The sequence below is a fragment of the Limnohabitans sp. Bal53 genome (assembly GCF_003063355.1).
In the GTDB taxonomy this organism is placed as follows: Bacteria; Pseudomonadota; Gammaproteobacteria; order Burkholderiales; family Burkholderiaceae_C; genus Limnohabitans_A.
Genome location: NZ_NESH01000004.1, coordinates 202,759 through 229,181, shown reverse-complemented (window position 1 = coordinate 229,181; position 26,423 = coordinate 202,759). Strand labels below are relative to the sequence as shown.

The 26,423-nt window shown below is 59.2% G+C and carries 17 protein-coding genes and 1 pseudogene; 7 read left to right on the top strand and 11 right to left on the bottom strand.

The window, feature by feature from the left end; genetic code table 11:
• Nucleotides 1–97: 97 nt before the first annotated feature.
• Complete coding sequence (gene uvrB / locus B9Z50_RS12355; RefSeq protein WP_233249851.1) at nt 98–2,224, bottom strand: excinuclease ABC subunit UvrB; 2,127 nt, start codon at nt 2,222–2,224, stop codon at nt 98–100.
• A 120-nt stretch (nt 2,225–2,344) separates the two neighbouring features.
• On the opposite strand from uvrB, the gene B9Z50_RS12350 reads away from it, so the two are divergent.
• From B9Z50_RS12350 to rsxB, 3 genes are all read left to right on the top strand, one after another.
• Nucleotides 2,345–3,541, top strand: a complete 1,197-nt coding sequence (locus B9Z50_RS12350; protein WP_108364777.1) for an amino acid aminotransferase — start codon at nt 2,345–2,347, stop codon at nt 3,539–3,541.
• A 158-nt stretch (nt 3,542–3,699) separates the two neighbouring features.
• Entirely contained in the window at nt 3,700–5,373 is a 1,674-nt protein-coding gene (locus B9Z50_RS12345) for a polyhydroxyalkanoate depolymerase (protein WP_108364775.1), read from the top strand.
• 5 nt (nt 5,374–5,378) lie between these two features.
• Complete coding sequence (gene rsxB / locus B9Z50_RS12340; protein WP_108364773.1) at nt 5,379–6,068, top strand: electron transport complex subunit RsxB; 690 nt, start codon at nt 5,379–5,381, stop codon at nt 6,066–6,068.
• 587 nt (nt 6,069–6,655) lie between these two features.
• Here the strand turns inward: rsxB and B9Z50_RS12335 are convergent.
• From B9Z50_RS12335 to scpA, 5 genes are read right to left on the bottom strand one after another with little or no spacing between them, the layout of a single operon-like run.
• Nucleotides 6,656–7,135, bottom strand: a complete 480-nt coding sequence (locus B9Z50_RS12335) for a VOC family protein (protein WP_108364771.1) — start codon at nt 7,133–7,135, stop codon at nt 6,656–6,658.
• Nucleotides 7,136–9,184: an acetyl/propionyl/methylcrotonyl-CoA carboxylase subunit alpha gene (locus B9Z50_RS12330; protein WP_108364769.1), complete on the bottom strand. Its 2,049-nt coding sequence runs from the start codon at nt 9,182–9,184 to the stop codon at nt 7,136–7,138.
• A gap of 19 nt (nt 9,185–9,203) precedes the next feature.
• Nucleotides 9,204–10,736 carry an acyl-CoA carboxylase subunit beta gene (locus B9Z50_RS12325; protein ID WP_108364767.1) on the bottom strand — a complete coding sequence of 511 codons (1,533 nt, stop codon included), beginning with the start codon at nt 10,734–10,736 and terminating at the stop codon, nt 9,204–9,206.
• 33 nt (nt 10,737–10,769) lie between these two features.
• The gene (meaB, locus tag B9Z50_RS12320) at nt 10,770–11,783 is read right to left on the bottom strand and encodes a methylmalonyl Co-A mutase-associated GTPase MeaB (RefSeq protein ID WP_108364765.1); all 1,014 of its coding nucleotides are present in this window, start codon (nt 11,781–11,783) and stop codon (nt 10,770–10,772) included.
• Nucleotides 11,780–13,957, bottom strand: coding sequence for a methylmalonyl-CoA mutase (scpA, locus tag B9Z50_RS12315; protein ID WP_199221733.1), 2,178 nt, complete (start codon nt 13,955–13,957; stop codon nt 11,780–11,782). The genes meaB and scpA overlap by 4 nt, the downstream gene beginning before the upstream one ends.
• Nucleotides 13,958–14,142: 185 nt before the next feature.
• On the opposite strand from scpA, the gene B9Z50_RS12310 reads away from it, so the two are divergent.
• The gene (locus B9Z50_RS12310) at nt 14,143–14,778 is read left to right on the top strand and encodes a GntR family transcriptional regulator (RefSeq protein WP_108364761.1); all 636 of its coding nucleotides are present in this window, start codon (nt 14,143–14,145) and stop codon (nt 14,776–14,778) included.
• 15 nt (nt 14,779–14,793) lie between these two features.
• Here B9Z50_RS12310 and dusA read toward each other — a convergent pair whose 3' ends face one another.
• Nucleotides 14,794–15,795 (bottom strand): tRNA dihydrouridine(20/20a) synthase DusA, encoded by a 1,002-nt coding sequence (gene dusA, locus B9Z50_RS12305; protein WP_108364759.1) that lies wholly within the window; start codon nt 15,793–15,795, stop codon nt 14,794–14,796.
• 112 nt (nt 15,796–15,907) lie between these two features.
• Here dusA and B9Z50_RS12300 point away from each other — a divergent pair, with 112 nt between their 5' ends.
• Together B9Z50_RS12300 and B9Z50_RS12295 are read left to right on the top strand one after the other, a co-directional pair.
• A complete protein-coding gene (locus B9Z50_RS12300) occupies nt 15,908–16,327 on the top strand; it encodes an NfeD family protein (protein WP_108364970.1) in 420 nt (139 codons plus the stop codon).
• 36 nt (nt 16,328–16,363) lie between these two features.
• Nucleotides 16,364–17,281, top strand: a complete 918-nt coding sequence (locus B9Z50_RS12295; protein ID WP_108364757.1) for an SPFH domain-containing protein — start codon at nt 16,364–16,366, stop codon at nt 17,279–17,281.
• A 91-nt stretch (nt 17,282–17,372) separates the two neighbouring features.
• On the opposite strand, the gene B9Z50_RS12290 is transcribed toward B9Z50_RS12295, so the two are convergent.
• The 3 genes from B9Z50_RS12290 to B9Z50_RS12280 all read right to left on the bottom strand — a co-directional run bounded on the left by B9Z50_RS12290 (nt 17,373) and on the right by B9Z50_RS12280 (nt 21,348).
• A complete protein-coding gene (locus B9Z50_RS12290; protein WP_233249863.1) occupies nt 17,373–17,978 on the bottom strand; it encodes a sensor histidine kinase in 606 nt (201 codons plus the stop codon).
• Nucleotides 17,979–18,128: 150 nt separating this feature from the next.
• Nucleotides 18,129–18,806: a hypothetical protein gene (locus tag B9Z50_RS12285; RefSeq protein WP_108364753.1), complete on the bottom strand. Its 678-nt coding sequence runs from the start codon at nt 18,804–18,806 to the stop codon at nt 18,129–18,131.
• Between the two features lie 97 nt (nt 18,807–18,903).
• Nucleotides 18,904–21,348 carry an Ig-like domain-containing protein gene (locus B9Z50_RS12280; RefSeq protein ID WP_146183204.1) on the bottom strand — a complete coding sequence of 815 codons (2,445 nt, stop codon included), beginning with the start codon at nt 21,346–21,348 and terminating at the stop codon, nt 18,904–18,906.
• Nucleotides 21,349–22,154: 806 nt separating this feature from the next.
• On the opposite strand from B9Z50_RS12280, the pseudogene B9Z50_RS18000 reads away from it, so the two are divergent.
• Nucleotides 22,155–22,325: pseudogene (locus tag B9Z50_RS18000) on the top strand (ATP-binding protein); the annotation flags it as partial.
• On the opposite strand, the gene B9Z50_RS12270 reads toward B9Z50_RS18000, so the two are convergent.
• On the bottom strand, nt 22,305–26,309 hold the full coding sequence (locus B9Z50_RS12270) for an Ig-like domain-containing protein (RefSeq protein ID WP_108364749.1): 4,005 nt from the start codon (nt 26,307–26,309) through the stop codon (nt 22,305–22,307). The pseudogene B9Z50_RS18000 and the gene B9Z50_RS12270 overlap by 21 nt on opposite strands.
• Nucleotides 26,310–26,423 lie beyond the last annotated feature (114 nt).

Here is a 26,423-nt window from a genome sequence, read left to right as displayed (position 1 = left end):
CAAAGCGGGTTCCCGACTAAACGAGTCAAGTATAAACTAATCCCGATCAAATCACTCGGGTTATAGGGTTATTCGGCCAAGCACTTGGAAGCGCGCTTCAAGCCCGTACCAACGGCACGATGTTGTCGCCCCCTGTGGCACCAAAGGCCTGCTCTTTCAGGATGCTCAACTGGTCCCTCACCTGGGCAGCTTTTTCGAACTCCAGGTTGCGGGCGTGTTCCATCATCTGCTTTTCCAACTGTTTGATGGCGCGGGCGATGTCTTTCTCGCTCATGTCCTCGATCTTGGCTTTTTGCATGGCCGCTTGTTCCAGGCGTTCAGCTTCCTTGCCCGATTTTTCGCTGTACACGCCATCGATCAGGTCCTTGACCTTCTTGACGATGCTCTTGGGTGTAATGCCCATGGTCTCGTTGTGGGCGAGCTGCTTGATGCGCCTGCGCTCTGTCTCGCCCATGGCTTTTTTCATGGACTCGGTGATGCGGTCGGCGTACAAAATCGCCCGGCCATTGAGGTTGCGCGCTGCGCGGCCAATGGTCTGAATCAAGCTGCGCTCGGCCCGCAAAAAGCCTTCCTTGTCCGCGTCCAGAATAGCCACAAGCGACACCTCGGGAATGTCCAGGCCTTCGCGCAGCAGGTTAATGCCCACGAGCACATCGAAAGCGCCCAGGCGCAGGTCTCGCAAAATCTCGACCCGCTCCACCGTGTCCACATCGCTGTGCAGGTAGCGCACCTTTACACCGTTGTCGCTCAGGTAATCGGTCAGCTGCTCGGCCATGCGCTTGGTCAGCGTGGTGATCAGCACGCGCTCGTGCTTGTCCACGCGGATGCGGATTTCTTGCAGCACATCGTCCACCTGGTGCGTGGCGGGGCGCACCTCGACCTGCGGGTCCACCAAGCCCGTGGGGCGCACGACTTGCTCGACCACTTTGCCCGAATGCGTCTTTTCATAATCAGCGGGTGTGGCCGAGACGAAAATGCATTGGCGCATGCGTTTTTCAAACTCTTCGAACTTGAGCGGGCGGTTGTCCAATGCACTGGGCAATCGAAAGCCATATTCCACCAGCGTGGTTTTGCGCGCCTTATCGCCGTTGTACATGGCATTGAGTTGGCCAATCATCTGGTGGCTCTCGTCCAAAAACATGATGGCGTCGGGCGGCATGTAATCGGTGAGCGTGCTGGGCGGGTCGCCGGGCGCGGCGCCCGACAAATGACGGGTGTAGTTCTCGATGCCCTTGCAGTGCCCCACTTCAGACAGCATTTCCAGATCAAACCGTGTGCGCTGCTCCAGCCGCTGCGCCTCGACCAGCTTGCCCATGCCCACCAGCTCTTTCAGGCGTTGGGCCAGCTCCAGCTTGATGGTCTCCACCGCCGCCAGCACCTTGTCACGGGGCGTCACATAGTGGCTCGAAGGGTAGACCGTGAATCGAGGGATCTTCTGGCGTATGCGGCCGGTGAGCGGGTCAAAGAGCTGCAGGCTTTCGATCTCGTCGTCAAACAGCTCGATGCGGATGGCCAGCTCGGAGTGTTCTGCCGGGAACACGTCGATGGTGTCGCCCCGAACCCGGAACTTGCCCCGTGAAAACTCCATGTCGTTGCGCTGGTATTGCATGCGGATCAGCTGCGCGATCACATCGCGCTGGCCCAGCTTGTCGCCCGTGCGCAGCGTCATGATCATGCGGTGGTAGCTCTCGGGCTCGCCAATGCCGTAGATGGCCGACACCGTGGCCACGATCACCACATCGCGCCGCTCCATGATGCTTTTGGTGCACGACAGTCGCATTTGCTCGATGTGTTCATTGATGGCCGAGTCTTTCTCGATGAACAGATCGCGCTGGGGCACATAGGCCTCGGGCTGGTAGTAGTCGTAGTAGCTGACGAAGTACTCCACCGCGTTCTTGGGGAAAAACTCCCGGAATTCGCTGTACAACTGCGCGGCCAATGTTTTGTTGGGCGCAAACACGATGGCAGGACGCCCCAGTTGGGCGATCACATTGGCCATGGTGAAAGTCTTGCCCGAGCCGGTCACGCCCAGCAGTGTCTGGAACACCTCGCCGTCGTGCACGCCCTCGACCAACTGCTCAATGGCCACGGGCTGGTCGCCAGCGGGCGGGTACGGCTGATAGAGCTCAAAAGGTGAGCCCGGGTAGCTGATGAACTGACCCTCAGCGTACTTGTCCGCATCAGACACAACTTCAACAACAGGGGCTTCGGGCACGGTGGGCATCTTTTGTAATGGGCAACTGGCCAATCTTGGCAACAGGGGCCGTTAAAATCAGGGACAACCCGAAAGCCTAACCGAGGAACGGGTTTTCTGCCACCACTGAACACAATCCAAGGACTTTCCATGTCTCTGTTTTCCGCCGTCGAAATGGCCCCCCGCGACCCGATCCTGGGTCTGAACGAGCAATACAACGCCGACACCAACCCCAACAAAGTGAACTTGGGCGTGGGCGTGTACTTCGACGACAACGGCAAACTGCCCCTGCTGCAATGCGTGCAAGCAGCTGAGAAAACCATGATGGCCACCCCCACAGCCCGTGGTTACCTGCCCATTGACGGCATCGTGGCCTATGACAATGCCGTTAAGGCGCTGGTGTTTGGTGCTGAATCTGATGTAGTCAAGTCTGGCCGCGTGTCCACTGTGCAGGCCATTGGCGGCACAGGCGGCCTGAAGATTGGCGCCGACTTTTTGAAGAAAGTCAGCCCCAAGGCCAAAGTCATGATCTCCGACCCCAGCTGGGAAAACCACCGCGCCATCTTCATCAACGCGGGTTTTGAAGTCGAAAGTTACACCTACTACGACGCAGCCAAGCGCGGCGTGAACTTCGAAGGCATGCTGGCCAGCTTGAACGCGGCCGAGGCCGGCACCATCGTCGTGCTGCACGCCTGCTGCCACAACCCCACGGGTTATGACATCACCGACGCGCAGTGGGACCAGGTCATTGCGGTGGTCAAGGCCAATAGCCTGACCGCCTTCCTCGACATGGCTTACCAAGGATTTGGCCATGGCATTGCCGAAGACGGCGCGGTGATCGGCAAGTTTGTGGCTGCGGGCCTCAACATCTTTGTGTCCACTTCTTTTTCCAAGAGCTTCAGCCTGTATGGCGAGCGCGTGGGTGCCCTGTCGGTGGTGGCCTCTGACAAAGAAGAAGCTTCACGCGTTTTGAGCCAACTCAAAATCGCGATCCGCACCAACTACTCCAACCCACCGATCCACGGCGGTGCGGTGGTTGCGGCTGTGCTGAACAACCCCGAGCTGCGCGCTCAGTGGGAGAGCGAGTTGGCCGAAATGCGCGTTCGCATCAAGGCCATGCGTCAAAAGCTGGTCGACGGCCTCAAAGCCGCTGGTGTCAAGCAAGACATGGGCTTCATCACCAGCCAGATCGGCATGTTCAGCTACTCGGGCCTCACCAAAGACCAGATGGTCCGTCTGCGCAGCGAATTTGGTGTCTATGGCACCGACACCGGCCGCATGTGCGTGGCCGCGCTCAACAGCAAAAACATCGACTACGTGTGCGCTGCGATCGCCAAAGTCGTCTGAATTGACTGACATCAAGCTTGCAACCGCCCCTGACGGGGCGGTTTCTTTTTGGGCGGTCCGGAAGGTGACTGTCAATTAGGGGGCAAACTCAAAAAATACCGCCTGGTCTCCTGTAGTATTGCTGCAGCGCACCATTTTGTTGCAAGGGAAACTGCCACATGCTTTATCAGATTTTTGAAACCCAACGCTCGATCATGGAGCCTTTTTCCGATCTGGCCCAAGCAGCAGCCAAGCTCTACAGCAACCCCCTGAACCCCATGGCGCAAACGCCTTTGGCACAACGAGTGTCGGCAGGCTACGCCCTGATGCACCGCTTGGGCAAAGACTATGTCAAGCCTGAGTTCGGCATCCGCACCGTCAAGGTCAACAAGACCGATGTGGCCATCCACGAGCGTGTTGAGATCGACAAGCCCTTTTGCGAGCTGCGCCGTTTCAAGCGTTTCTCGGACGACCCAGCGACATTGACCATGCTCAAGGCCCAGCCTGTGGTGCTGATCGTGGCCCCCTTGTCCGGCCACTACGCCACCTTGCTGCGCGACACCGTCAAGACCATGTTGCAAGGCCACAAGGTCTACATCACCGACTGGAAGAACGCCCGTTTGGTGCCTTTGTCGGACGGCGAGTTCCACCTGGACGACTACATCAACTACGTGCAGGAATTCATCCGCCACCTGCAGTCCATCTATGGCCACTGCCATGTGGTGAGCGTTTGCCAGCCCACCGTGCCTGTGCTTGCCGCCGTGTCCTTGATGGCCAGCCGTGGCGAGAAGACGCCGCTGACCATGACCATGATGGGCGGCCCCATCGATGCGCGCAAGTCGCCCACCTCGGTGAACAACCTGGCCACCAACAAGAGCTTTGAGTGGTTCGAGAACAACGTGATCTACCGCGTGCCGCCCAGCTTCCCAGGCGCAGGCCGCCGCGTGTACCCGGGCTTTTTGCAGTACACCGGCTTTGTGGCCATGAACCCCGACCGCCACGCGACCAGCCACTACGACTACTTCAAAGACCTGATCAAGGGTGACGACGCCAGCGCCGAAGCTCACCGCAAGTTTTATGACGAGTACAACGCGGTGCTCGACATGGACGCCGATTACTACCTGGAGACCATCGCCACCGTCTTCCAGGACTTCAAGCTGGTCAACGGCACCTGGGACGTCAAGGGTGTGGACGGCAAGATCGAGCGCGTGCGCCCGCAAGACATCAAGGGCACGGCCCTGATGACCGTGGAAGGTGAGCTGGACGACATCTCTGGCGCCGGCCAGACCCGTGCGGCGCAAGACCTGTGCAGCGGCGTGCCCGCCAGCGAGCGTCAGCATCTGGAAGTGCCAGGCGCGGGCCACTACGGCATCTTCAGCGGCCGCCGCTGGCGCGACATCGTCTACCCGCAACTGGTCAAGTTCATTTTGAACCACGCCCCCCAAGCCAAGGCCCCAGCGGCAGTGGCAGTGGCCAAGCCCAGCGTTTCGGCGGCAACTCAGCCAGTGGCTCAGGCCCCAAGCAGCTCCGTGCCAGTTCCAGCCGCTGCGCCTGTTGCAGTGAAGCCAGCCCCCAAAGCCACTGTGAAAACCGCGGCGAAGGTCATTGCGAAGACTGAAGTGAAGGCCAGCGCCCAACCTGCGGCAAAAGCCTCGGCAGCCAAAACCACCGCCCAAACGGCAGCCACCGCCACTGACAAAGGGGCCAGCAAACCAGCTGTTCCATCGGCGGCCAAAGCCAGCGTCAAAACCAGCTCACCCACCCCCGCCAAAGCGGTCACCAAGAGCGCGGCCAAGGCCTTGCCCAAAACGGCCGTTAAAACCACTTGGGTGGATTCCAACAAAAAAGCCTGAGGTTCATGACCGCCTTGAGCCACCAAGCGCCTGAGACCCAGGCGCTTTTTCTTGCCCTCAACAACGCCCTGCCCCAAACGCAGTGCACGCGTTGCGGCTACCCGGACTGCGCCAGCTACGCCCAGGCCATGGCCGAGGGGCAAGCCCCAATCAACCAATGTCCACCGGGTGGGCAAGCGGGCATTGAACGCCTGGCCGCCATCTCCGGCCAGCCCGTTCTGCCCCTCAACCCGGAACACGGCACAGAAGGCCCACGCCATGTGGCCATCATCGACGAGGCTTGGTGCATCGGCTGCACGCTGTGCATCAAGGCTTGCCCGACCGATGCGATTTTGGGGGCCAACAAATTGATGCACACCGTGATCGAACCTTGGTGCACGGGCTGCGAGCTGTGCATTCCGGTGTGCCCGGTCGATTGCATTGCGCTGGAAAACGTGACCGACACGCGCACAGGCTGGGCCGCTTGGTCCGCGCAAGAGGCTCAGACGGCCCTTGCACGTTACGCGTCACGTCACAAACGCTTGGCGCAAGAAAAGGCCGCCCACCAAGCCAGGCTGATCAATGAGGCAGAGCACACCTTGGCCGACTTGCCTGCCCACACCAAGGGCACAGACAAGGCCCCCGAAATGGACCGCAAACGCGCGATCATCGAAGCGGCCCTGACCAAAGCCCGAGCCAAACAAAATCAAGGCTGACTACATCAGCCTTGATCGCGGTCAGAGACCGCTCCTACAGGGGGCACGACTCTGCGCAGTGGGCAGAATTTTTGTGGAAGCACTCTACGACCGCGATGAACCATGAGGCGAATTTCGCGGTCGGAGACCGCTCCTACTGGGGGGCACGACTCTGGGCAGTGGGCAGAATTTTTGTGGGAGCGGTCTCTGACCGCGATACACCCTGAGGCCCAATATCGCGGTCGGAGACCGCTCCTACAGGGGGGCACGACTCTGGGCAGTGGGCAGAATTTTTGTGGGAGCGGTCTCTGACCGCGATGCACCATGAGGCCCAATATCGCGGTCGGAGACCGCTCCTACAGGGGGACACGGCTGTGCGCAGTGGTCGGAATTTTTGTGGGAGCGGTCTCCGACCGCGATGAACCATGAGGCGAATTTCGCGGTCGGAGACCGCTCCTACTGGGGGGCACGACTCTGGGCAGTGGGCAGAATTTTTGTGGGAGCGGTCTCTGACCGCGATACACCCTGAGGCCCAATATCGCGGTCGGAGACCGCTCCTACAGGGGGCAGGACTCTGCGCAGTGGTCGGAATTTATGTGGGAGCTGCTTTAGACGGCTGAGGCCAGTTTTTCAAACGCACTGACCACTTCGGGCGGCGCCTGCACCAACTCAATCAACACGCCCTCCCCGCCAATCGGGAACTCCTCGCTCGCCTTGGGGTGCAAAAACGTGATGTCAAAACCGGCCGCGCCCTTGCGGATGCCGCCGGGTGCAAAGCGCACGCCTTGGGCGGTGAGCCATTCCACCGCCACGGGCAGATCATCGATCCACAGACCGATGTGATTCAGTGGCGTGGTGTGTACAGCGGGCTTTTTCTCGGGGTCCAGCGGTTGCATCAGATCAACCTCGACCTTGAAGGGGCCAGAGCCGATGGCGCAGATGTCTTCGTCCACGTTCTCGCGTTCGCTTTTGAAGGTGCCGGTCACCTCCAGGCCCAACATGTCGACCCAGAGCTTTTGCAGGCGCAGTTTGTCGGGCCCGCCAATGGCGATTTGCTGCACACCCAGCACTTTGAAAGGACGTGTCATTTATTCGAACTCCACAATCATCTGGTCCACTGTGAGAGATTCGCCCTTGGCAGCCACCACCTTCTTCACGACGCCGTCTTGCGAAGCAAACAGCACGTTTTCCATCTTCATGGCTTCGATGACGGCCACGCGCTCGCCCGCCTGCACCTTCTGACCCGGCTGCACCGACACATCCACCAGCAAACCGGGCATAGGCGAGAGCACAAAGCGGCTCAGATCCGGCGGGGCCTTGTAGGGCATAAGCTTGTGCAGCTCGGCCATGCGCGGTGACATGACCAGTGCCTCGATGCGCGTGCCGTTGTGCTGAACTTGCAAAGCCAACGGGTTCTTCAAGGTGCCGCGTTCAATTTGTGCGGTAAAGGGTTTGCCGTTGCAAGTGCCTTCGATGCGAATGTCGTTTAGGCGGGAGTTGCTCTCAATAGCGTAGGCCTTGCCATCCACGGTGATCTGCGCCACGCCGGGCTTGCCCACAAACTCGTCTACATGCACGGGCACATAACGGTTTTTGCCAGCCTGGCCCAACTCGACCACAGCGTAGTCTTGGCCCACCTTGACGTCGTAACCGGGCAACTGGCCGCTCAGGCTGGCGGCACGTTGGCGTGACTTACGACGCACAAAGGCGGCCAGTGCGGCCAAGAAATCGTGATCGTCATGCGGCACGTCTTCAGCGCGGAAGCCTTGGCTGTATTGCTCGGCGATGAAGCCCGTGTTGAAGTCGCCCGACACAAAACGCGGGTGTGCCAACAAAGCAGCTTGAAAGGGGATGTTGGAGCTGATGCCTCGAATGACGAAGCCATTCAAGGCTTCGCGCATTTTGGCGATCGCATCGTTGCGGTCTTTGCCGTGCACGATCAGCTTGGCGATCATCGAGTCGTAAAACATCGGGATCTCGCCGCCGTCCTGCACGCCTGTGTCCACGCGCACGCCATACAGGTCTGTGGTGTTGGCCTGGAACATGGTTTGGTGTGGCGTCTGGAAACGCACCAAACGGCCGGTGGAGGGCAGGAAGTTGCGGAATGGGTCTTCGGCGTTGATGCGGCACTCGATGGACCAGCCGTTGCGCTGCACGTCTTTTTGTTCGATCGGCAATTTCTCGCCAGCAGCCACGCGGATCATCATTTCGACCAAATCGAGCCCAGTGATGGCTTCGGTCACGGGATGCTCCACCTGCAAGCGGGTGTTCATCTCCAGAAAGTAAAAGCTCTGGTCTTTGCCGACCACAAACTCTACCGTTCCGGCCGACTGGTATTTCACCGCCTTGGCCAGTTGCACGGCTTGCTCGCCCATGGCTTTGCGGGTGGCTTCAGAGATGAAAGGCGAAGGTGCCTCTTCAATGACTTTTTGGTGGCGACGCTGGATGGAGCATTCGCGCTCGTTCAAATAAATCACGTTGCCATGGCTGTCGCCCAGCACTTGGATTTCGATGTGGCGGGGCTCTTCGACAAACTTCTCGATGAACACACGGTCATCACCAAAGCTGTTGCGCGCTTCGTTGCGGCAGGAAGTGAAGCCTTCAAAAGCTTCTTTGTCGTTGAAAGCCACACGCAAGCCCTTGCCGCCGCCGCCGGCTGACGCCTTGATCATGACCGGGTAGCCAATGCCCTTGGCAATTTCGACCGCTTTTTCGGCGCTGTCGATGGCGTCGTTCACGCCCGGAATGCAGTTCACGCCTGCGGCACCTGCCAACTTTTTGGATTCGATCTTGTCGCCCATGGCGGCAATCGAGAAGTGGCGAGGGCCGATGAAGGCAATGCCTTCGTCTTCGCAGCGCTTGGAGAACTCGGCGTTTTCGCTCAGGAAACCATAACCGGGGTGGATCGCTTGTGCGCCTGTGGCCTTGGCGGCGGCGATGATTTTGTCGGCCACGAGGTACGACTCACGTGATGCGGCTGGGCCAATCAACACAGCCTCATCGGCCAGTTGCACATGGCGGGCTTCTTTGTCGGCTTCGGAATAAACGGCCACGGTTTGAATGCCCATTTTGTGGGCGGTGGCGATGACGCGGCAAGCGATTTCGCCACGGTTGGCAATCAAAATTTTGGTAAACATCTTGTTCTTCTCCTGAGGCTTAAAGCGGAATGTTCCCGTGCTTACGCCAGGGGTTCTCGATCTTCTTGTCTTTCAACATAACCAACGAACGGCAGATGCGCTTGCGCGTCTCGTGCGGCTGGATCACGTCGTCGATGAAGCCGCGTGCGCCCGCCACAAAGGGGTTGGCAAAGCGGGCTTTGTATTCGGCTTCTTTGCCGGCCAGCTTTTCGGGGTCACCTTTGTCTTCGCGGAAGATGATTTCCACCGCGCCCTTGGCACCCATCACCGCGATTTCGGCGTTGGGCCAAGCAAAGTTCACGTCGCCGCGCAGGTGCTTGGAGGCCATCACGTCGTACGCGCCGCCATAGGCTTTGCGGGTGATGACGGTGATTTTCGGCACCGTGCACTCGGCGTACGCATACAGCAACTTGGCGCCATGCTTGATGATGCCGCCGAACTCTTGGCTGGTGCCGGGCATGAAACCGGGCACATCGACAAAAGTGATGACGGGGATGTTGAACGCATCGCAAAAACGCACAAATCGCGCCGCTTTGATGGAGCTCTTGATGTCCAAACAACCGGCCAGCACCAAAGGCTGATTGGCCACGATGCCCACGGTCTGGCCTTCCATGCGGGCAAAGCCGATCAGGATGTTCTTGGCGTAATCGGGTTGCAGCTCAAAGAAGTCACCATCGTCCACGGTCTTGACGATGAGTTCCTTCATGTCATAGGCCTTGTTGGGGTTCTCGGGCACCAGCGTGTCCAGGCTCATGTCCAAGCGTCCAGACGGGTCTCCGCTTGGGCGCACAGGCGCTTTCTCGCGGTTGTTGAGCGGCAGGTAGTTGTACAGGCGCCGCAGCATCAAGAGCGCCTCCACGTCATTTTCAAACGCCATGTCGGCCACGCCACTCTTGGTGGTGTGTGTCAGCGCGCCGCCCAACTCTTCGGCGGTCACTTCTTCGTGCGTCACAGTCTTGACCACTTCTGGGCCCGTGACGAACATGTAAGACGTGTCTTTGACCATGAAGATGAAATCGGTCAGAGCTGGCGAGTAAACCGCACCACCTGCTGAGGGGCCCATGATCATGCTGATCTGGGGCACCACGCCGCTGGCCATCACGTTGCGCTGGAACACGTCGGCATAACCACCCAAGGAAGCCACGCCTTCCTGAATTCGGGCACCGCCCGAATCGTTCAGGCCAATCACAGGTGCACCGACCTTCATGGCCTGGTCCATGATCTTGCAGATCTTTTCGGCGTGGGTCTCTGACAAAGCGCCACCATAGACCGTGAAGTCCTGGCTGAACACAAAGACCAAACGGCCGTTGATCATGCCGTAGCCGGTGACTACGCCGTCGCCAGGGATCTTGTTGTCTTGCATGCCAAAGTCGGTGCAGCGGTGCTCCACGAACATGTCCCACTCTTCAAAGGTGCCTTCGTCGAGCAGCACCTCGATGCGCTCACGCGCGGTGAGTTTGCCCTTGGCATGCTGCGCATCGATGCGCTTTTGACCGCCGCCCAAGCGGGCCGCTGCGCGCTTTTTTTCCAGTTGTTCAAGGATGTCTTGCATGGTGGTTCTCGCTTTTCTTCAGGAAGATTCAGGTTAACTCTGCGCTTGGTAAGCACTGAGCAGTTGACGGGCAGCCGTTGAAGCGGCCAATTGGCCGGCCGCGACTTGTTGGCGGAGTTGGGGCAGCAGCGTTTGCACACGCGGCTGCGCCCGAAAGTTTTGTTTGAGTCCGGCGTCGATGCGCTCCCACATCCACGACAGGGCTTGTTGCTGGCGACGCAAAGCCAATCGGCCGTTGGCCTTTTGCAAGCTTCGGAACTCGCTGACCGCACCCCAAAAGCTGTCCACGCCCTGGCCCAGCAAGGCGCTCAGCTGCACCACCTTAGGGTGCCACTGCGTGGTGTCGGCGTGCGCATGGCCCGAGCCACCGTGCATGCCCAAGAGCTGCAAAGCGCTGGTAATTTGCAGCTCGGCGCGGGTGGCCGCAATCGCATCGATGTCGGCCTTGTTGATGACCACCAAATCGGCGATCTCCATCACGCCCTTTTTGATGGCCTGCAAATCGTCGCCCGCATTGGGCAGTTGCATCAACACGAACATGTCTGTCATGTTGGCAACGGCGGTTTCGCTTTGGCCCACGCCCACCGTCTCGACGATCACCACGTCATAGCCGGACGCTTCGCACACCAACATGGACTCGCGGGTTTTTTCGGCCACGCCGCCCAAAGTGCCGCTGCTGGGGCTGGGGCGAATGTACGCACGCTCGTGCACGCTGAGCAATTCCATGCGGGTCTTGTCGCCCAAGATGGAGCCGCCCGAGACCGTGCTGGACGGGTCCACCGCCAGCACCGCCACACGATGCCCCTGGCCAATCAGGTACAGGCCCAGCGCCTCAATGAAAGTGGACTTGCCCACACCCGGCACGCCACTGATCCCCAAACGAAACGACTGACCCGTGTGCGGCAACATGGCCGTGAGCAACTCGTCAGCTTGGGCGCGATGGTCATCGCGTGTTGATTCGAGCAGCGTGATGGCTTTGGCCATGGCGCGGCGTTGCCCGGCAGCGTTGCCGTGCAACAAGCCGTCAAGCAACTGCGTGGGGTTCACCCGATCGCCTTTTTGATCTGCTCCAGCACATCTTTGGCGCTGACCGGGATCGGGGTACCAGGGCCGTAAATGCCTTTGACACCGGCTTCGTAGAGCATGTCGTAGTCCTGACGCGGAATCACGCCCCCCACGAACACGATGATGTCGTCTGCGCCTTGCTTCTTGAGCTCGGCAATGATGGCGGGCACCAAGGTTTTGTGGCCTGCGGCGAGCGTACTCACGCCCACGGCGTGCACGTCGTTTTCAATCGCTTGGCGGGCGCATTCTTCAGGGGTTTGGAACAGCGGGCCCATGTCCACGTCGTAACCCAGGTCGGCAAAAGCGGTGGCCACCACTTTGGCGCCTCGGTCGTGACCGTCTTGACCGAGCTTGGAGATCATCACGCGGGGACGGCGGCCTTGCGCGTCGGCAAAGGCGGCGATGTCGGCCTTGAGCTGGTTCCAGTATTCCATGGTGTCTCCCACGTTGTCGCCGTCGTCATAGGCGGCGGCGTACACGCCCGTCACTTTTTGTGTGTCGGCGCGGTGGCGGCCAAAGGCTTTTTCCAGCGCATCGGAAATCTCACCCACCGTGGCGCGCAGGCGCACAGCCTGGATCGACAGGTCGAGCAGGTTGCCTTGGCCCGATTCGGCCGAAGCGGTCAAGGCCTCCAAAGCAGCTTGCACCTTGGCGCTGTCGCGGCTGGCGCGGATTTTGGCCAAGCGCTCGATCTGGCCGTCGCGCACTTTGACGTTGTCGATCGACAGCGTCTCGATCGGGTCTTCTTTGGCCAGCTTGTATTTGTTCACGCCCACGATGACGTCTTTGCCCGAATCGATGCGCGCCTGCTTTTCAGCGGCCGCTGCTTCGATCTTGAGCTTGGCCCAACCGCTGCCCACGGCCTTGGTCATGCCGCCCATGGCCTCGACTTCTTCGATGATCGCCCAGGCCTTGTCGGCCATTTCTTGGGTGAGCGACTCCATCATGTAAGAGCCCGCCCAAGGGTCAATCACGTTGGTGATGTGGGTTTCTTCCTGAATGATGAGCTGCGTGTTGCGCGCGATGCGCGAGCTGAATTCTGTGGGCAGCGCAATCGCTTCGTCAAACGAGTTGGTGTGCAGCGACTGGGTGCCGCCGAACACGGCCGCCATGGCTTCGATGGTGGTGCGCACCACGTTGTTGTAGGGGTCTTGCTCGGTGAGCGACCAGCCCGACGTCTGGCTGTGCGTGCGCAGCATCAGGCTCTTGGGGTTCTTGGCGTCAAAGCCCTTCATGATGCGGCACCACAGCAGGCGGGCCGCACGCATCTTGGCAATCTCCAGGTAGAAGTTCATGCCTACCGCCCAGAAGAAAGACAGGCGGCCGGCGAAATCGTCCACATCCATGCCCTTGGCAATCGCGGTCTTCACATACTCCTTGCCGTCGGCCAAGGTAAAGGCCATCTCGAGCGCCTGGTTGGCCCCGGCTTCTTGCATGTGGTAACCCGAGATCGAGATTGAGTTGAACTTGGGCATGTTCTTGCTCGTGTACTCGATGATGTCGCCAATGATCTTCATCGACGGCTCGGGCGGGTAGATGTAGGTGTTGCGCACCATGAACTCTTTCAGAATGTCGTTCTGAATCGTTCCAGACAGCTTGTCTTGCGAGACACCCTGCTCTTCTGCCGCCACCACATAACCGGCCAGCACCGGCAGCACAGCACCGTTCATGGTCATGGACACGCTGACCTTGTCGAGCGGGATCTGGTCAAACAGGATCTTCATGTCTTCGACCGAATCAATCGCCACACCGGCTTTGCCCACGTCGCCTGTCACGCGCGGATGATCGGAGTCGTAGCCGCGGTGGGTGGCCAAGTCAAACGCGACCGACACGCCCTGCCCGCCTGCAGCCAGGGCCTTGCGGTAAAACGCATTGGATTCTTCAGCGGTCGAGAAACCCGCGTACTGACGGATCGTCCAAGGGCGCACGGCGTACATGGTGGCCTGCGGGCCGCGCAAGAAAGGCTCAAAGCCGGGCAGCGTGTTGGCGTAAGGCAGGTTGGCCGTGTCTTCGGCGGTGTAGAGGGGCTTGACGACGATGCCGTCGGGCGTCTTCCAGTTCAGGGCGCTCACATCGCCACCGGGGGCTGATTTGACCGCAGCTTTTTGCCAGGCTTCCAAATTGGAAGCGTTGAATTCAAAGGATTTGGACGTCATGGCGCTGTGCTTTCGAGACAAAAATGGCTGAGCCGGATTGTGGCAGCCCGGGGCTGCCTACCGGCTTACAAGTACCGTGATTCATAATTATTGATGCAGAATATTTTAACCGGCTTACAATTCAGCATCTGAAACGCCTGAAATTCCGTTCGGCCACATCTGTACTGCACCTTCTGAAACTGCCCATGTCTGCCCTGTCTCTTGCCCCCCGCGCCCTGTACGAAGAAGTGGCCGAGTTGTTGCGCCAACGCATCTTTGCACGCGAGCTGGAGCCAGGCAGCTGGATCGACGAGCTGCGCATTGCAGAGGCGCTGGGCATCAGCCGCACGCCTTTGCGCGAAGCGCTCAAGGTGCTGGCGGCCGAAGGCCTGGTGACCATGAAGGTGCGCCGGGGCGCTTATGTGACCGAAGTCAGCGAGAAAGACCTGCGCGACGTCTACCACCTGCTGGCCTTGATGGAATCGGACGCCGCCCGCGTGGTGGCACAAAACGCCAGCGCCGAGCAGATGGCGCAGATCAGCGCCTTACACCAAGACCTGGAAGAAGCCGTGGGCAACCGCGACCGCTTTTTCGAGATCAACGAAGCCTTTCACATGTTGCTGCTGGAATTGGCCAACAACCGCTGGCGCGACCAAATGGTGGCCGACCTGCGCAAGGTCATGAAGCTCAACCGCCACAGCTCCTTGTTCAAGGAAGGCCGCATTGAGCAGTCCTTGGCCGAACACCGTGCCATCGTGCAGGCCCTGACCGAACGCCAGCCCGAGCAGGCGGCAGCGCGGATGTCGGCTCACTTCATGAACGGCTTACAAGCGGCGCAATAAAAACGCCGGCAAGCGTCAATCGGTGACCACGGCCCCCCGCGCCAGCGCCGCACGGGCCAATACCCAGACATCACGCGGCGGCAAAGGCTTGAGCTTGTGGTCGCTCCAGACCTGACGCCACAAACGCCCTCCGCGTTGCCCGTGGTACAGGCCCAGCATGTGCCGGGCAATGGCATACCAAGGGCAGCCGTCTTCGGCAAAAGCCCGCTCCATGTAGGCCACCATGGCCTCTTCCACAGCCTCGCGGCTGGGCACTTCGTGGGTATCGCCGTAAAACGCGGCGTCCCAGCTGCCCAACAGCCAGGGGTTGTAGTACGCCTCGCGCCCGATCATCACGCCGTCGGCGTGCTGCAAATGCAGGGCAATTTCTTCGTTGGTCTTGATGCCGCCGTTCACGGCGATCAGCAGCCCCGGGAAGTCCTTTTTGAGCTGGTAGGCCAGCTCATAACGCAGAGGCGGAATCTCGCGGTTTTCCTTTGGAGAGAGGCCGTCGAGCCACGCATTGCGGGCGTGCACGATGAAGACTTTGCAACCGGCTTCGCTCACGGTGCCCACAAAGTCGCGCACAAAGTCGTAGCTCTCGATGCGGTCAATGCCAATGCGGTGCTTCACCGTGACCGGCACATCCACCACATCGAGCATGGCTTTCACGCCATCGGCCACGGTGTGCGGCTCGTTCATCAGGCAAGCGCCAAATGCGCCGCGCTGCACACGGTCTGACGGGCAGCCGCAGTTGAGGTTGATCTCGTCGTAGCCCCACTCTTGCCCCAGCTTGGCGGCGTGGGCCAAATCGGCGGCGTCGCTGCCGCCCAGTTGCAGGGCCACGGGGTGCTCTTCGGCGTTGAAGCGCAGGTGCCGCTGCACACTGCCGTGGCGCAAAGCACCGGTGGTCACCATCTCGGTGTAGAGCAAGGTGTGGCGAGTCAGCAGGCGGTGGAAAAATCGGCAATGACGGTCAGTCCAGTCCATCATGGGGGCCACAGACAAGCGCCAGCGTTGGGGTTCGGGGAAATGCATGGGGGCTGATTATCCTTGGCTTGTGGCGGACTTGATCCCGGTGCTGCGTGGTTGGCGTATAAAGACAGAAGTTCAAGCCCGACAATACGCGGATCAAGCTGAAGGAGGCGAAATGAGCAATGCAACGATGTGGTGGGTGCTGACCGGCGTGCTGGTGGCGCTGGAGTTGGTCACGGGCACTTTTTACCTGCTGATGCTGGGCCTCGGGTCTGTTGCGGCAGCCCTGGCTGCGCTGGCAGGCTATGGGCTGAACACCCAACTGGTGGCTGCGGCCATCGTGGGCGGCCTGGGAGCCGTGCTGCTGGGCCAATGGCGCAAGCGCCAAAGCACCACGCCACAAGAAGCACAAGACCAACACCTGGACTTGGGCGCCACGGTGCAGGTCGATGCCTGGAACGCACAGGGCACGGCGCAAGTCAAACACCGGGGCGCTGCCTGGACCGCTGTGCTGGCCACAGGCCAGACCGCCGCGCCGGGCGTTTACCGCATTCAGGCCATGGCGGGCAACCGCCTGGTCCTCGAGAAAATCTGAGCACACCGCTCGCAACACTGAAAAGGGAGAAAAACCATGGAAATCGCCGTCGTCCTCGTGGTCATCGCGGTCCTGTTCGTCATCAAGACCGTCAAGGTGGTTCCGCAACAAGAGGCCTGGGTGGTCGAAAGACTGGGCAAATTCCACGCCAGTCTCGCCCCGGGCCTGAACTTTGTGGTGCCCTTTGTGGACAACGTGATCCAAAAGCACAGCCTGAAAGAAATCCCTCTGGATGTGCCCAGCCAGATTTGCATCACGCGTGACAACACGCAGCTGCAGGTCGACGGCATTTTGTACTTTCAAGTCACCGACCCCAAGCTGGCCAGCTACGGCTCGTCCAACTACATCGTGGCCGTCACCCAGCTGGCGCAAACCAGCCTGCGCAGCGTGATCGGCAAGTTGGAACTGGACAAGACCTTTGAAGAGCGCGACATCATCAATGCCCAGGTGGTGGCCGCCATCGACGAAGCGGCGCTCAACTGGGGCGTGAAGGTGCTGCGCTACGAGATCAAGGACCTGACGCCGCCCAAAGAAATTTTGCTGGCCATGCAGTCGCAAATCACGGCCGAACGCGAAAAGCGCGCGCTGATCGCCGCCTCCGAAGGCCGACGTCAAGAGCAGATCAACATCGCCACAGGCGAGCGCGAGGCCTTCATTGCTCGATCAGAAGGCGAAAAGCAAGCCGCCATCAACAAAGCCCAAGGTGATGCCGCCGCCATCACCGAAATGGCCAACGCCACGGCGCAAGCCATTGAGCGGATTGCTACCGCCATCCGCCAGCCCGGGGGTGAACAAGCGGTCCAGCTCAAGGTGGCCGAGCAAGCGGTGCAGGCCTACGCCAAGGTGGCGCAAGACGCCAAGACCACGCTGATCGTGCCCGGCAACATGACGGAGGTCTCGGGTCTGATCGCATCGGCCATGCAGATGGTGAGCACCAGCAAACAAGCCAGTTAAAGCGGCTTGGCAGACGCAAAAAACCCGCCGAGGCGGGTTTTTTAAATGGGCGAATCATGCGCACCAAAAAGCCATTTTCAACAAAGCACTTTCATTCAGGATGGCGGGGAAGCGTCAAAGTAAAACAGGTTCCTCCCGATGGGCTGCTGCTCACTTGCAGCTGGCCGCCATGGCGAGTCACTAAGGAATGGCTCAACCACAAGCCCAAACCCATGCCTTCATTTTTGGTGGAATAAAAAATCTCAAACACGCGTGCCCGTTCAGACTCGGTCATGCCTGGGCCATTGTCAGAGACGGTCAGTACGTTGGCCTGTTCTGTTTGCCTCAGTTGCAACTCGATTTCCCGGGGCGAAGGCACAGACCGCAAAGCATCCAGAGCATTTTTAAGTAAGTTCAGCACCACCATTTGTAATTGGGCTTCGTTGGCCCAAACAGCCACCGCGCTGTCAACTTGTTGGGACAGCGTGATGTCGTGACGTGTCAATTCCGCTTGAATCATGGCCAAAGACTCGGCCACCACCTGGTTCAGCTGCACGGTATTGAAATCCGACGACCCGCTGCGCAAGAATTTTCGCAACTGAACAATGATTTCGCCCGCACGGTTGTTATCCTGAATCAGGCCATTGATGAACTTTTGCCGATCGCTGTGTTGCAGTTCAGGCATGCAGGCTAACAGCTCTGTCTTGGTGCGTATCATCTGCAAGGGCTGGCTCAGTTCATGCGCCAACGAAGCCATCAAAACACCCATGTTGTTTGACTTGACCGACATCGTCAGTGCCGTGAGCATCTGGGTGTTTTCAGCCAGGGCTGCATCCAAAGCCACATTGGCTGCACGAACTCTTTGACTCTATTCTTGGATCAGCCTATTTTTTTGAGCCAATTCATGGATGCTGTAGCCCAACAGAGAGCTCAAAATCAACACATCCATCGACAGTGAAACGAGCCGCAATATCGCAGGCAACATACCTTCTTGAAAGAGCGATTCGGGTGGCACCTCCAGCATCAGTACCACCGTCATTCGCGCCATGCGCAATGAAAGGCTGATCAACATCACAAAGGCTAAAAACTTCAGCTGGAATGTATTGCCCTTTTGGCGCTGCGCCTGCCAGACTTCATAGAGCAACCAGGACAACAACATGGTGCTGAAGACACAATAAATGACGACCCGCTGGACATAATTGCCGTTCAGGCGAAACACCTCAAAGGTCACCATCACGCACAACATGAATGCTGTGCTGCGGCGAACCATCTCAGGCGTCAAGGGCACACGCCATGAGCGCGCAGTCAGGGCGGCACAGCAACCCGAAGCCAACATCAGCGTATTGGTCAGCGTCAGGAAAAAAGACCCCGCCCAAACAAACAAGACGCCCGTGACCGCCGAGAGATTGGCCGCGAGAAACGTCATCATCAGTGCACGGCTGGGCCTGAAGTCTCGCTGACCTTCGTACAAAGACTTGGCCTGAACCGTCATTCCCAAAATGATCACATTGAGGATCAGGTAAATGATGTCATGGCCAAAAGTCATGGTGTTGAAAAACTACACGTTTTATCTTTGAATTGAAACAATGGCCCGCCCCAGTCGGAGCCAAAAATCCGACTGGGGTGTATGGGCTGGTACCAACTTACAGGTTGCTGCGGGTCAAGTCATCGTCGAGGAACAGGGTGACCCCGTTGTTGCTCATCTGGGTGTAGCGGTCTGTGGACGTGAACTTGTAATCCGCGCCATAGGTGCTGTTGAGCAATTCGCCGGTCAAACCGGTGGCCACGTTGGTCCAGTTGGCTCCGCCCACCAATTGCACCTTGTCACCCGCTTTGCCGTTGACCACCAACATCTGGCTTTCATCCACACCGCTGGTGGCGGTGTTGTCCAGGAGGTCTGACAGATTGATGATGGCATTGCGATCGAGTTTGAGCGTCCCAGTGCCACCGGCACCGTTTTGAGTCATATCGATGGTCTCAAAGTTGTGCAAGTGGTTTGCGACGTTCACGTTGGTCAAGTCCAGCGTGATGTTGGCCGCGACGGTACCGCCGTTGTAAAAGCCCAGTCGGTCGATGCCGTCGCCGCCATCAAACTCGGCAAAGCCAGCGGCCAAGGCCAGCTTGGTCAGGTTGTTGCCCATGATCTGGATCGTGTCGGACCCCGCACCCGTGTTGATGTACTCAACGCCCGTGTTTTTGGTGCCCACAGCCGTCACCCAATCGTCACCCGCACCGGTATACAAGGGGTCGATCGCGGCGCTGCCTGTGTTGGAGCCCTTGTAGCCATCAAAACTGTAAGGCGTCAAGGCGGCATCAAAAGCGTGCGAATCAGAAGCGCCCAGGCCTGCTGCGCCGCCGTTTGTGGCGTTGTAGCTGCCATCGGCCACCGACACCGTGGTGGTGCCCGCACCCGTGCTGGGGGCGTTGACCGACATGACCCAGGTTTGGTCGTCAAGCTTGATCAAACCGCTCACTGTGCCGCCATTGGTCACGGTCACATCGCTGGCGTCAAAGCCCGTTACGGCCTGGTCAAAGCGGAAGGTGTAGTTGACCGTCTTGCCTGCAGACACTGGCTCAGAGGCGTCGTTGGTGATGGTCAAGCGTGGCACAGCGCCACCGGCTTGGTTGATCGCGTAGTTCATCGACGAGGCCACTTCGGCCGCGCTGCTGCTCATGATCTTGGCGGTGTAGTTTTCGCCACCCGCGGCAATCGTGTCGGCAATCGACCAGGTGGTGCCGTTGACAGCGGCTTGACCCAAGCTCACGCCGTTGCTGAACACCTCGATGTACTCACCAGCTGACAGGGCCTTGGCCAAAGTGCCGGAGACCACGCCTGTGGTGTGGCGTGTGCCACTGCCGTTGGCCAGGTCTACAGTTTCAGCAACACCGGTCATCGTCAACTTCAGGTCGTCGATGGCGTATTGGTCCTTGGGCATGTTCTGGAAGCTGATTTCGTCAAACGCTCCTGACTGGTTGAAAGTCGCTGGATCGCTTGGCAAAGCGTTGTTTGCCAAGTTCAATGGTCCAGCGGCCAGCGCAGAGTTGTTGTACAGGCGCACCACCGCGGTTCCGCTGGCCGTGGAGTTGTTGATGCCGTTGTAGTCAAACGTTGCGTTTTCAATAGTGCCATTCCAAGGCATGATCGCCCACTGGCTAGTGTTGGTTGATGGCAAGGTGGCGTTGTTGATGACCAGTCGATCATTCACTTGTGTGAAGGTGGGCAAGATCGAACCACCAAATTGCGACTGGAACTGGATGCCGTTGGCGGTTGTGAAGTCCCACATCGACTCAGTGCTTTTATAAGGCAAGTTGTCAAAAGTCTCCATCAGCACCTTGGTGGTTTCACCCGAGGCCTGCACATTGGTGATGGCTACAGCGTTGCCGCTGGTGCTGGAGCCGACATCGCTGTCCACCAACAATTGTGCCGATGTGGTGCTGTGGTTGTATACACGGTAGGTGGTGGTCACACCGCCCACGGTGATGTCGGTGGTGCCTTTGTAGTCCCACTGACCGGCCAAGCCTGAGTTGCCCACGGTGCCGTTGGTCGTCACGCCGTCCAGGTTCAGGCCGTCCAAAGCCACCACATCGGTGTTGGTGCCGTTGATGACCAACTGCACCTTGCCCGTGCTGCTGGTCGTGCCCGTCGCAGACACGGTGCCAAATGCGGTTTGCGTGGTCGACGTGAAGTTATAGGCCGCCATCGTGCCCGTGCCGTTGCCGGTGTTGTTGCCACCCAAGCTCAACACGTCGTTGGCGCTCAGCGTCAAGGTGCTGCCACCTTGCATCTGGAAGACTTCCACTTCCTGGATGGGCTTGACGGTTTGGTTGGTCGCCAAGGTTTCCAAGTTCAAGTTGGTGCCAGCGGCAAGCATGAGCGTGTCCACCCCCGCGCCGCCGTTGATGAAGCCGCCTGCGGCCAACGTAGCTTGCAAGTCGTTGTCTTGAACTGTGATGGTGTCATTGCCATCGATGGAAGCCATGCTGCCACCTGTATAGACCAAGGCTGTGTTGTCGCCGGTGGTGCCGGGCATGAAGGTGTCTGCAACCAGTGAGCCGTCTGGCGCTGAGGTCACATCGACAAACTTCATGTTGGCAAGTCTGGTGTCGTTTGACCCACCTGACACTGTCGATTGGTGTGTCAACACAATCGGAATAGACCCCGTGCTTGTGGCTGTGTAGGTGATGTTGACCGTGGCAGTGACAATTTTGGCGGTATTGCCTGGATCCCAAGCCACTGGCGTTGAGCCGGCAATGCTGAAGTAGTTGGTGCCGCCGCCATTGCTTCCTTCAGTAAAGGTGAAATTGTAGGTGTGCCCTGCAATCACATTGACATTTTGTGCCCATGTGGTCACGGTACCTACCGCGTCCGCAGAACTCACATAGACCTTATAAGCGTCACCGGTTCCATTTGATCCGTGATAGTTTAAGTATTGAGACTGTGAAGTGGTGTACACGCCCCCTGATTTCGGACTTGTAAAGCCAGTGGTTATGAAGCTCCCATTTGCAAAGGTTCCGCTGCTCAATGTTGTTGCACCAGCCGGTGCGGTGGTCACTCCTGTGCTTGCATAGTTGGACAAGCCGTAGGTGTTCCCAGCGCCGTTGTAATTGGCCTGATACGTCAATCCGGAGGTGGTGAAACCCGTTGCTCCGTCGGCAAAGTCACCATTCACCAGCTGGTTGGCGCCCGATGAATTGACCGTGTAGGTGTTGGACAGTTTGCTCAAGTTGCCAAGAGCGTCCTGCTGTTTGGCAGCATATTGGTTGGCGCCACCGCCGTCTGTGCCCAGCACACTCACCGTCCTGTTGTTTTATTTTGAAAACTGAGCCACTCTGATAAACATTCACGAGCAAGTTTGAGCCACGTTCCACATATCCTGCTAATTATTTGGGCAGGGTGTTGGATCGTTTGACGCATCATTGCCACATTGTTGAAACAGGCAATCAAAGTTGGCGATTCAGGAGCTCTACCGCTAAGGTTAAAGGAGCTAAGACAAGTAGAACAAAGCAATCGAAAGGAGACGAGGAAACAGCTTTATCACCAGACTTATCCACAATCTTGAAATAAAACATCAATAACCAAGTGGCTCATATTTGAACGTGAAGTCTGGCTCTGTTTGGTAAGTGAATCAACACCCAGGGTGCCGCCGGTGACGTCGATGTCGCTGGCGGTCAAGCTGGTGCTGGCCTCGCTCAGGATGAAGCTGATGGTGTCGGTGTTGCCGCTGGCCAGGGTGGCGCTACCTGCGCGCGAAACGATGATGCTGGGGGCGGTGGTGTCTGGCAGCGGGTTGGCGCTGGTGTTGTAGGCGATGCTGACTTGGTTGTTGGTCTCGTAGTTGGCCGAGGTGCTTTGGTAGGTGTCAACGTTGTTGTTGCCCAGTGTGTCTGTGAATTTGGTGGCCAATACGCCGATGGTGGCGGTGCCGGTAGCGCCTGCGGTGGGGGTGAAGGTGGCGGTGTATTGGGTGTAGCCGGCGCCGGCGGTGCCACTGCTGGGCACGGGGGTGAAGTTGGAGAGAGTGCCGCCTGTGACGTCCACATCGCTGAGGGCGAAGTTGGTGCTGGCACGGCTTAAGGTAAAGACAATGGTTTCACTGGTGGTCAGTGCAGCGCCGGTGGTGGCTGCGGCACTGGTGCGCGCGATGGCAATGGCGGGTGCGGCATCACCGCCGATGGTGAAATTGGAGGTGCCATCGCCCACACTGGAGTTACCAACCTTGTCGGTGAAGCCGACATTAAACAGGTGATCGCCAGTGATCAAGGGCTTGGTTGGGAGCACGGACCAGGTGCCGTCGGCGGCCACGATGGCTTTGCCGATTTCTTGCGTGATGCTTTGGCCGTTGAGGATGTAGGTGTCAAACACTGTGACCACATCGCCGGGGTTGGCGCCGCGTCCAGTGATGGCGGGAAGTGTGTCATCGATCGTACTGTTGTTGGCCACTTGCCCGTTGACGGGGCCCACGTTGTCAAAGACAGCGAAGTTGGCTGCAGGAGCACTGGGCGCCATGAAGTCAGAAAAGTTCATGAACTTGGAGGCCGGCGAGATGTCGGTGTCGCTGGCGTAGTCCTGCAGGGCACTGGCGGCGCTTTTGCCCAGGGGGCTGGTGGCGGCGATGCTCGCTTGTACGGTGCTGTCGGGGTCGGCCAGCAAGTCGGCGCCAGGCACATTGATGCTGTAGGCGCCCGACGCGTTGACGGTGCCGGTGAAGGTCTTGCCGTTGACGCTGAGGGTGACAACATCACCGGTTGTGAAATTGCCTATGGCTTTGCCAGTCATGGCGACGGCCGAGGCCTTGGATTCGTCGATGTTGATGATGTTGTCGTCTGTGACGGTATCAAGCACCAGGGCCACGGCGGGTTGACCGGTGGTGCTGGCCAGGGTGTAGTCCTGGCTGGCGGTGGGTTTGCCTGTGGCGCCGGTGGCGGCGATGGAGGCCTCGACCTTGGTGTCCGGGTCGGTCAGCAGCTGTGCCGTGGGCACGGAGACGCTGTAGGCACCTAAGGCGTCCACGGCGGCGGTGTAATTTTGGCCATTGACCACCAAGGTGACGACATCGCCTTTGACGTAGGTGCCGTTGACTTGTCCGCTCAAGAGCGTGGTGGTGCTGCTGCGCTCGGCGCTGGTGATGAAGTTGTCGGTGGCAATCGGGTCCAGGATCAGCGTGGTGGTTTTGGATGGCACCTGCGTGGGCGTGCTGGATCCGTCCGAGGAAGACTCGATGGCAACCCAGTTGTTGTTGGCTTGGGCGCCGTCTTGGTTTTGGTTGCCCGCAGCGTCGGCAAACTTGTTGCTGGCGATGCTCACGCGAAAGCCGCTGGTCGGGCTCAAAAGGTCAACATTGGGGCTGGCCGTGAAGGTGGCGGTGTAGACCAGGGGGTTGGTGGCGCTTTGCTGCAGGGGGCCCAAGGAACCACCGCTGATGACCAAGTCGGCATCCGTGAAGTCGGTGCTGACCTCGGACAAGGTGAAGGTCAAGGTGGTGCTTTGGCCTTGGCTGAGGGTGCTGGGGCCGCTGATGGCCACGGTGGGGGAAGTGGTGTCGATCGTGAAGGGCGTGATCGGGGTGGTGACGGTTTGACCATTGGTGGTCACGTTCAGTTGGGGTGTGTAAGTGCCGTCTGGCAAGTTGGTGGGCTGTGTAAAGCGCCAAGTGCCGTCAGGGTTGACGGTGACGGGGTAGGTCTGACCGTTGAGGCTGATGGTGGCACTGGAGCCTGGGGGGATACGCCCGTTGAGCTCAGGCGTGACGTCGTTGGTTTTGCTGTCGTTGGGGGTGCCGGTGTTGTTGTCGCTGATGGGGTTGAGTTGGCCACTGGAGGCGGCGTTGGTGATCAGGCTGACGGTGTTGTTGGCCTCTGCCCCATCGGCGTTGAGGTTGGCTGCGGCGTCCGAGAACTTGCCGCTGGCCACGCTGATGGAGGCGCTGGTGCCCGTCGCAGAGGGCGTGAAGGTGGCGGTGTAAACCTTGGGGTCGGTGGCACTCTTTTGGAAGTTGCTCAGGTTGCCGCCGGTGACGGCGATGTCGTTCGCGTCGAAGTCGCTGACCGGCTCGCTCAGGGTGAAGGTGACGGTGGTGGACTGACCTGTGGTCAAGACACTGGCGGAGCTGCCCACCACGATGGTGGGGGGCGTGGTGTCGATCGTGAAGGGGGTCAGTGGGAGGCTGTTGGTTTGGCCGTTGGTTATCACGTCCAGAACCGGGGTGTAGGTGCCGTCGGGCAAGTTGGTGGGGTTGGTGAAGGACCAAGAGCCATCGGGGTTGACCGTCACGGGGTACTTTTGGCCATTGATGGTGACGCTGGCGGTGGAGCCGGCGGGCACTTTGCCTGTGATGGTGGGGGTGGTGTCGTTGGTTTGGTTGTCCCCGAGCACGCCACTGTCGTTGGAGGCGGCTTGTTCCAAAGCGCCATAGGTGGCGGCGTTGGTGGAGAGGGTGACGGTGTTGTTGGCATCCGCCCCATCGGCGTTGCGGTTGGCGGCAGCGTCGGAAAATTTATCGTTAGCGATGCTGATGGTGGCGCTGTTGCCGGTGGTATTGGGCGTGAAGGTGGCGGTGTAGACCTTGGGGTCGGTGGTGCTTTGGGTCAAAGTGCCCAGGCTGCCGCCGGTGACGGTGATGTCGCCCCGCGCGAGGTCGTTGCTGGCCTCCGAGAGGGTGAAGGTGATGGTGGCACTTTGGCCCGAGCCCAAGATGTTGGCGTTGCTGGTGATGACCACCGTCGGGGCTGTGGTGTCGATGGTGAAAGGTGTGATGTTGATGTCGGAGGTCACGCCGTTTTGCGTGACGTGCAAGACGGGGTAGTAAGTGCCGTCGGGCAAGTTGGTGGGGTTGGTGAAGGTCCAAGAGCCATCGGGGTTGACGGTCACGGGGTACTTTTGGCCATTGATGGTGACGCTGGCGGTGGAGCCGACGGGCACTTTGCCGCTAAGGGTGGGGGTGGCGTCATTGGTTTTGTGATCACCCGCTACGCCGCTGTCAGATCCACTGTCCAGCTGACCGGTGAAAGCGTCAGTATTGGGTGTTTTGTCTCCTTGTCCATCCGCCGCAGCGGCAATGGCCCCAAGCGCCCCCAGTCCCAAAATTCCCATCAAGGGGCTGAAAGCCAATACGCCCAAAGCGGCCCCGACTGGCGTGACTTCTGCTCCGCCCAACGCGGCATTGACCGTCTGCCCACCCTCGGCCAGCTCGGAGATCAGACCCGACACCTTGGGGTCTTCGGGGATGTATTCGTAGAAGCTGCCGTTCTCGGCCTGTCCAATCACGCCGTTGTAGCCCTCGGGCAACACCTCGTAATAGTCCTCGATGACCAGGCTGGCCTGGCGCTCGTCCTCAAACAAGATGTGCAGGTCTTTGCCCACGCGCTTGGCTTTGATGTAGTCCGGCCCCACGGGCTTTTTGCGGCCCACCTCTTGCAGCTCGTACTTGGCACCGGCCTGCGCCTTGATGCGAACCGCCTGGCCGCGATCGCCCCCGCCTTGTTGGATATCGAGGACTTTGTTGTTGTCTGCTTTGCCGGTGTTGACGAGGACTTTGTATTGCTTGGCCATGGTGGTCTACCTGGGTGTGACTGGAGAGGGGTTCAGATGAAGAATGGATTGCTGCGCTTGACTTGCAATGACAAGTTGACGGTCATCGCCAGGAGTGCAATGCGACGCAGCGGT

Coding starts and splice junctions, on each gene's coding strand:
- uvrB (WP_233249851.1), bottom strand. CDS start 2,224: ATGCCCACCGTGCCCGAAGCCCCTGTTGTTGAAGTTGTGTCTGATGCG.
- B9Z50_RS12350 (WP_108364777.1), top strand. CDS start 2,345: ATGTCTCTGTTTTCCGCCGTCGAAATGGCCCCCCGCGACCCGATCCTG.
- B9Z50_RS12345 (WP_108364775.1), top strand. CDS start 3,700: ATGCTTTATCAGATTTTTGAAACCCAACGCTCGATCATGGAGCCTTTT.
- rsxB (WP_108364773.1), top strand. CDS start 5,379: ATGACCGCCTTGAGCCACCAAGCGCCTGAGACCCAGGCGCTTTTTCTT.
- B9Z50_RS12335 (WP_108364771.1), bottom strand. CDS start 7,135: ATGACACGTCCTTTCAAAGTGCTGGGTGTGCAGCAAATCGCCATTGGC.
- B9Z50_RS12330 (WP_108364769.1), bottom strand. CDS start 9,184: ATGTTTACCAAAATTTTGATTGCCAACCGTGGCGAAATCGCTTGCCGC.
- B9Z50_RS12325 (WP_108364767.1), bottom strand. CDS start 10,736: ATGCAAGACATCCTTGAACAACTGGAAAAAAAGCGCGCAGCGGCCCGC.
- scpA (WP_199221733.1), bottom strand. CDS start 13,957: ATGACGTCCAAATCCTTTGAATTCAACGCTTCCAATTTGGAAGCCTGG.
- B9Z50_RS12310 (WP_108364761.1), top strand. CDS start 14,143: ATGTCTGCCCTGTCTCTTGCCCCCCGCGCCCTGTACGAAGAAGTGGCC.
- dusA (WP_108364759.1), bottom strand. CDS start 15,795: ATGCATTTCCCCGAACCCCAACGCTGGCGCTTGTCTGTGGCCCCCATG.
- B9Z50_RS12300 (WP_108364970.1), top strand. CDS start 15,908: ATGAGCAATGCAACGATGTGGTGGGTGCTGACCGGCGTGCTGGTGGCG.
- B9Z50_RS12295 (WP_108364757.1), top strand. CDS start 16,364: ATGGAAATCGCCGTCGTCCTCGTGGTCATCGCGGTCCTGTTCGTCATC.
- B9Z50_RS12290 (WP_233249863.1), bottom strand. CDS start 17,978: ATGATACGCACCAAGACAGAGCTGTTAGCCTGCATGCCTGAACTGCAA.
- B9Z50_RS12285 (WP_108364753.1), bottom strand. CDS start 18,806: ATGACTTTTGGCCATGACATCATTTACCTGATCCTCAATGTGATCATT.
- B9Z50_RS12280 (WP_146183204.1), bottom strand. CDS start 21,348: ATGAAGTTTGTCGATGTGACCTCAGCGCCAGACGGCTCACTGGTTGCA.
- B9Z50_RS12270 (WP_108364749.1), bottom strand. CDS start 26,309: ATGGCCAAGCAATACAAAGTCCTCGTCAACACCGGCAAAGCAGACAAC.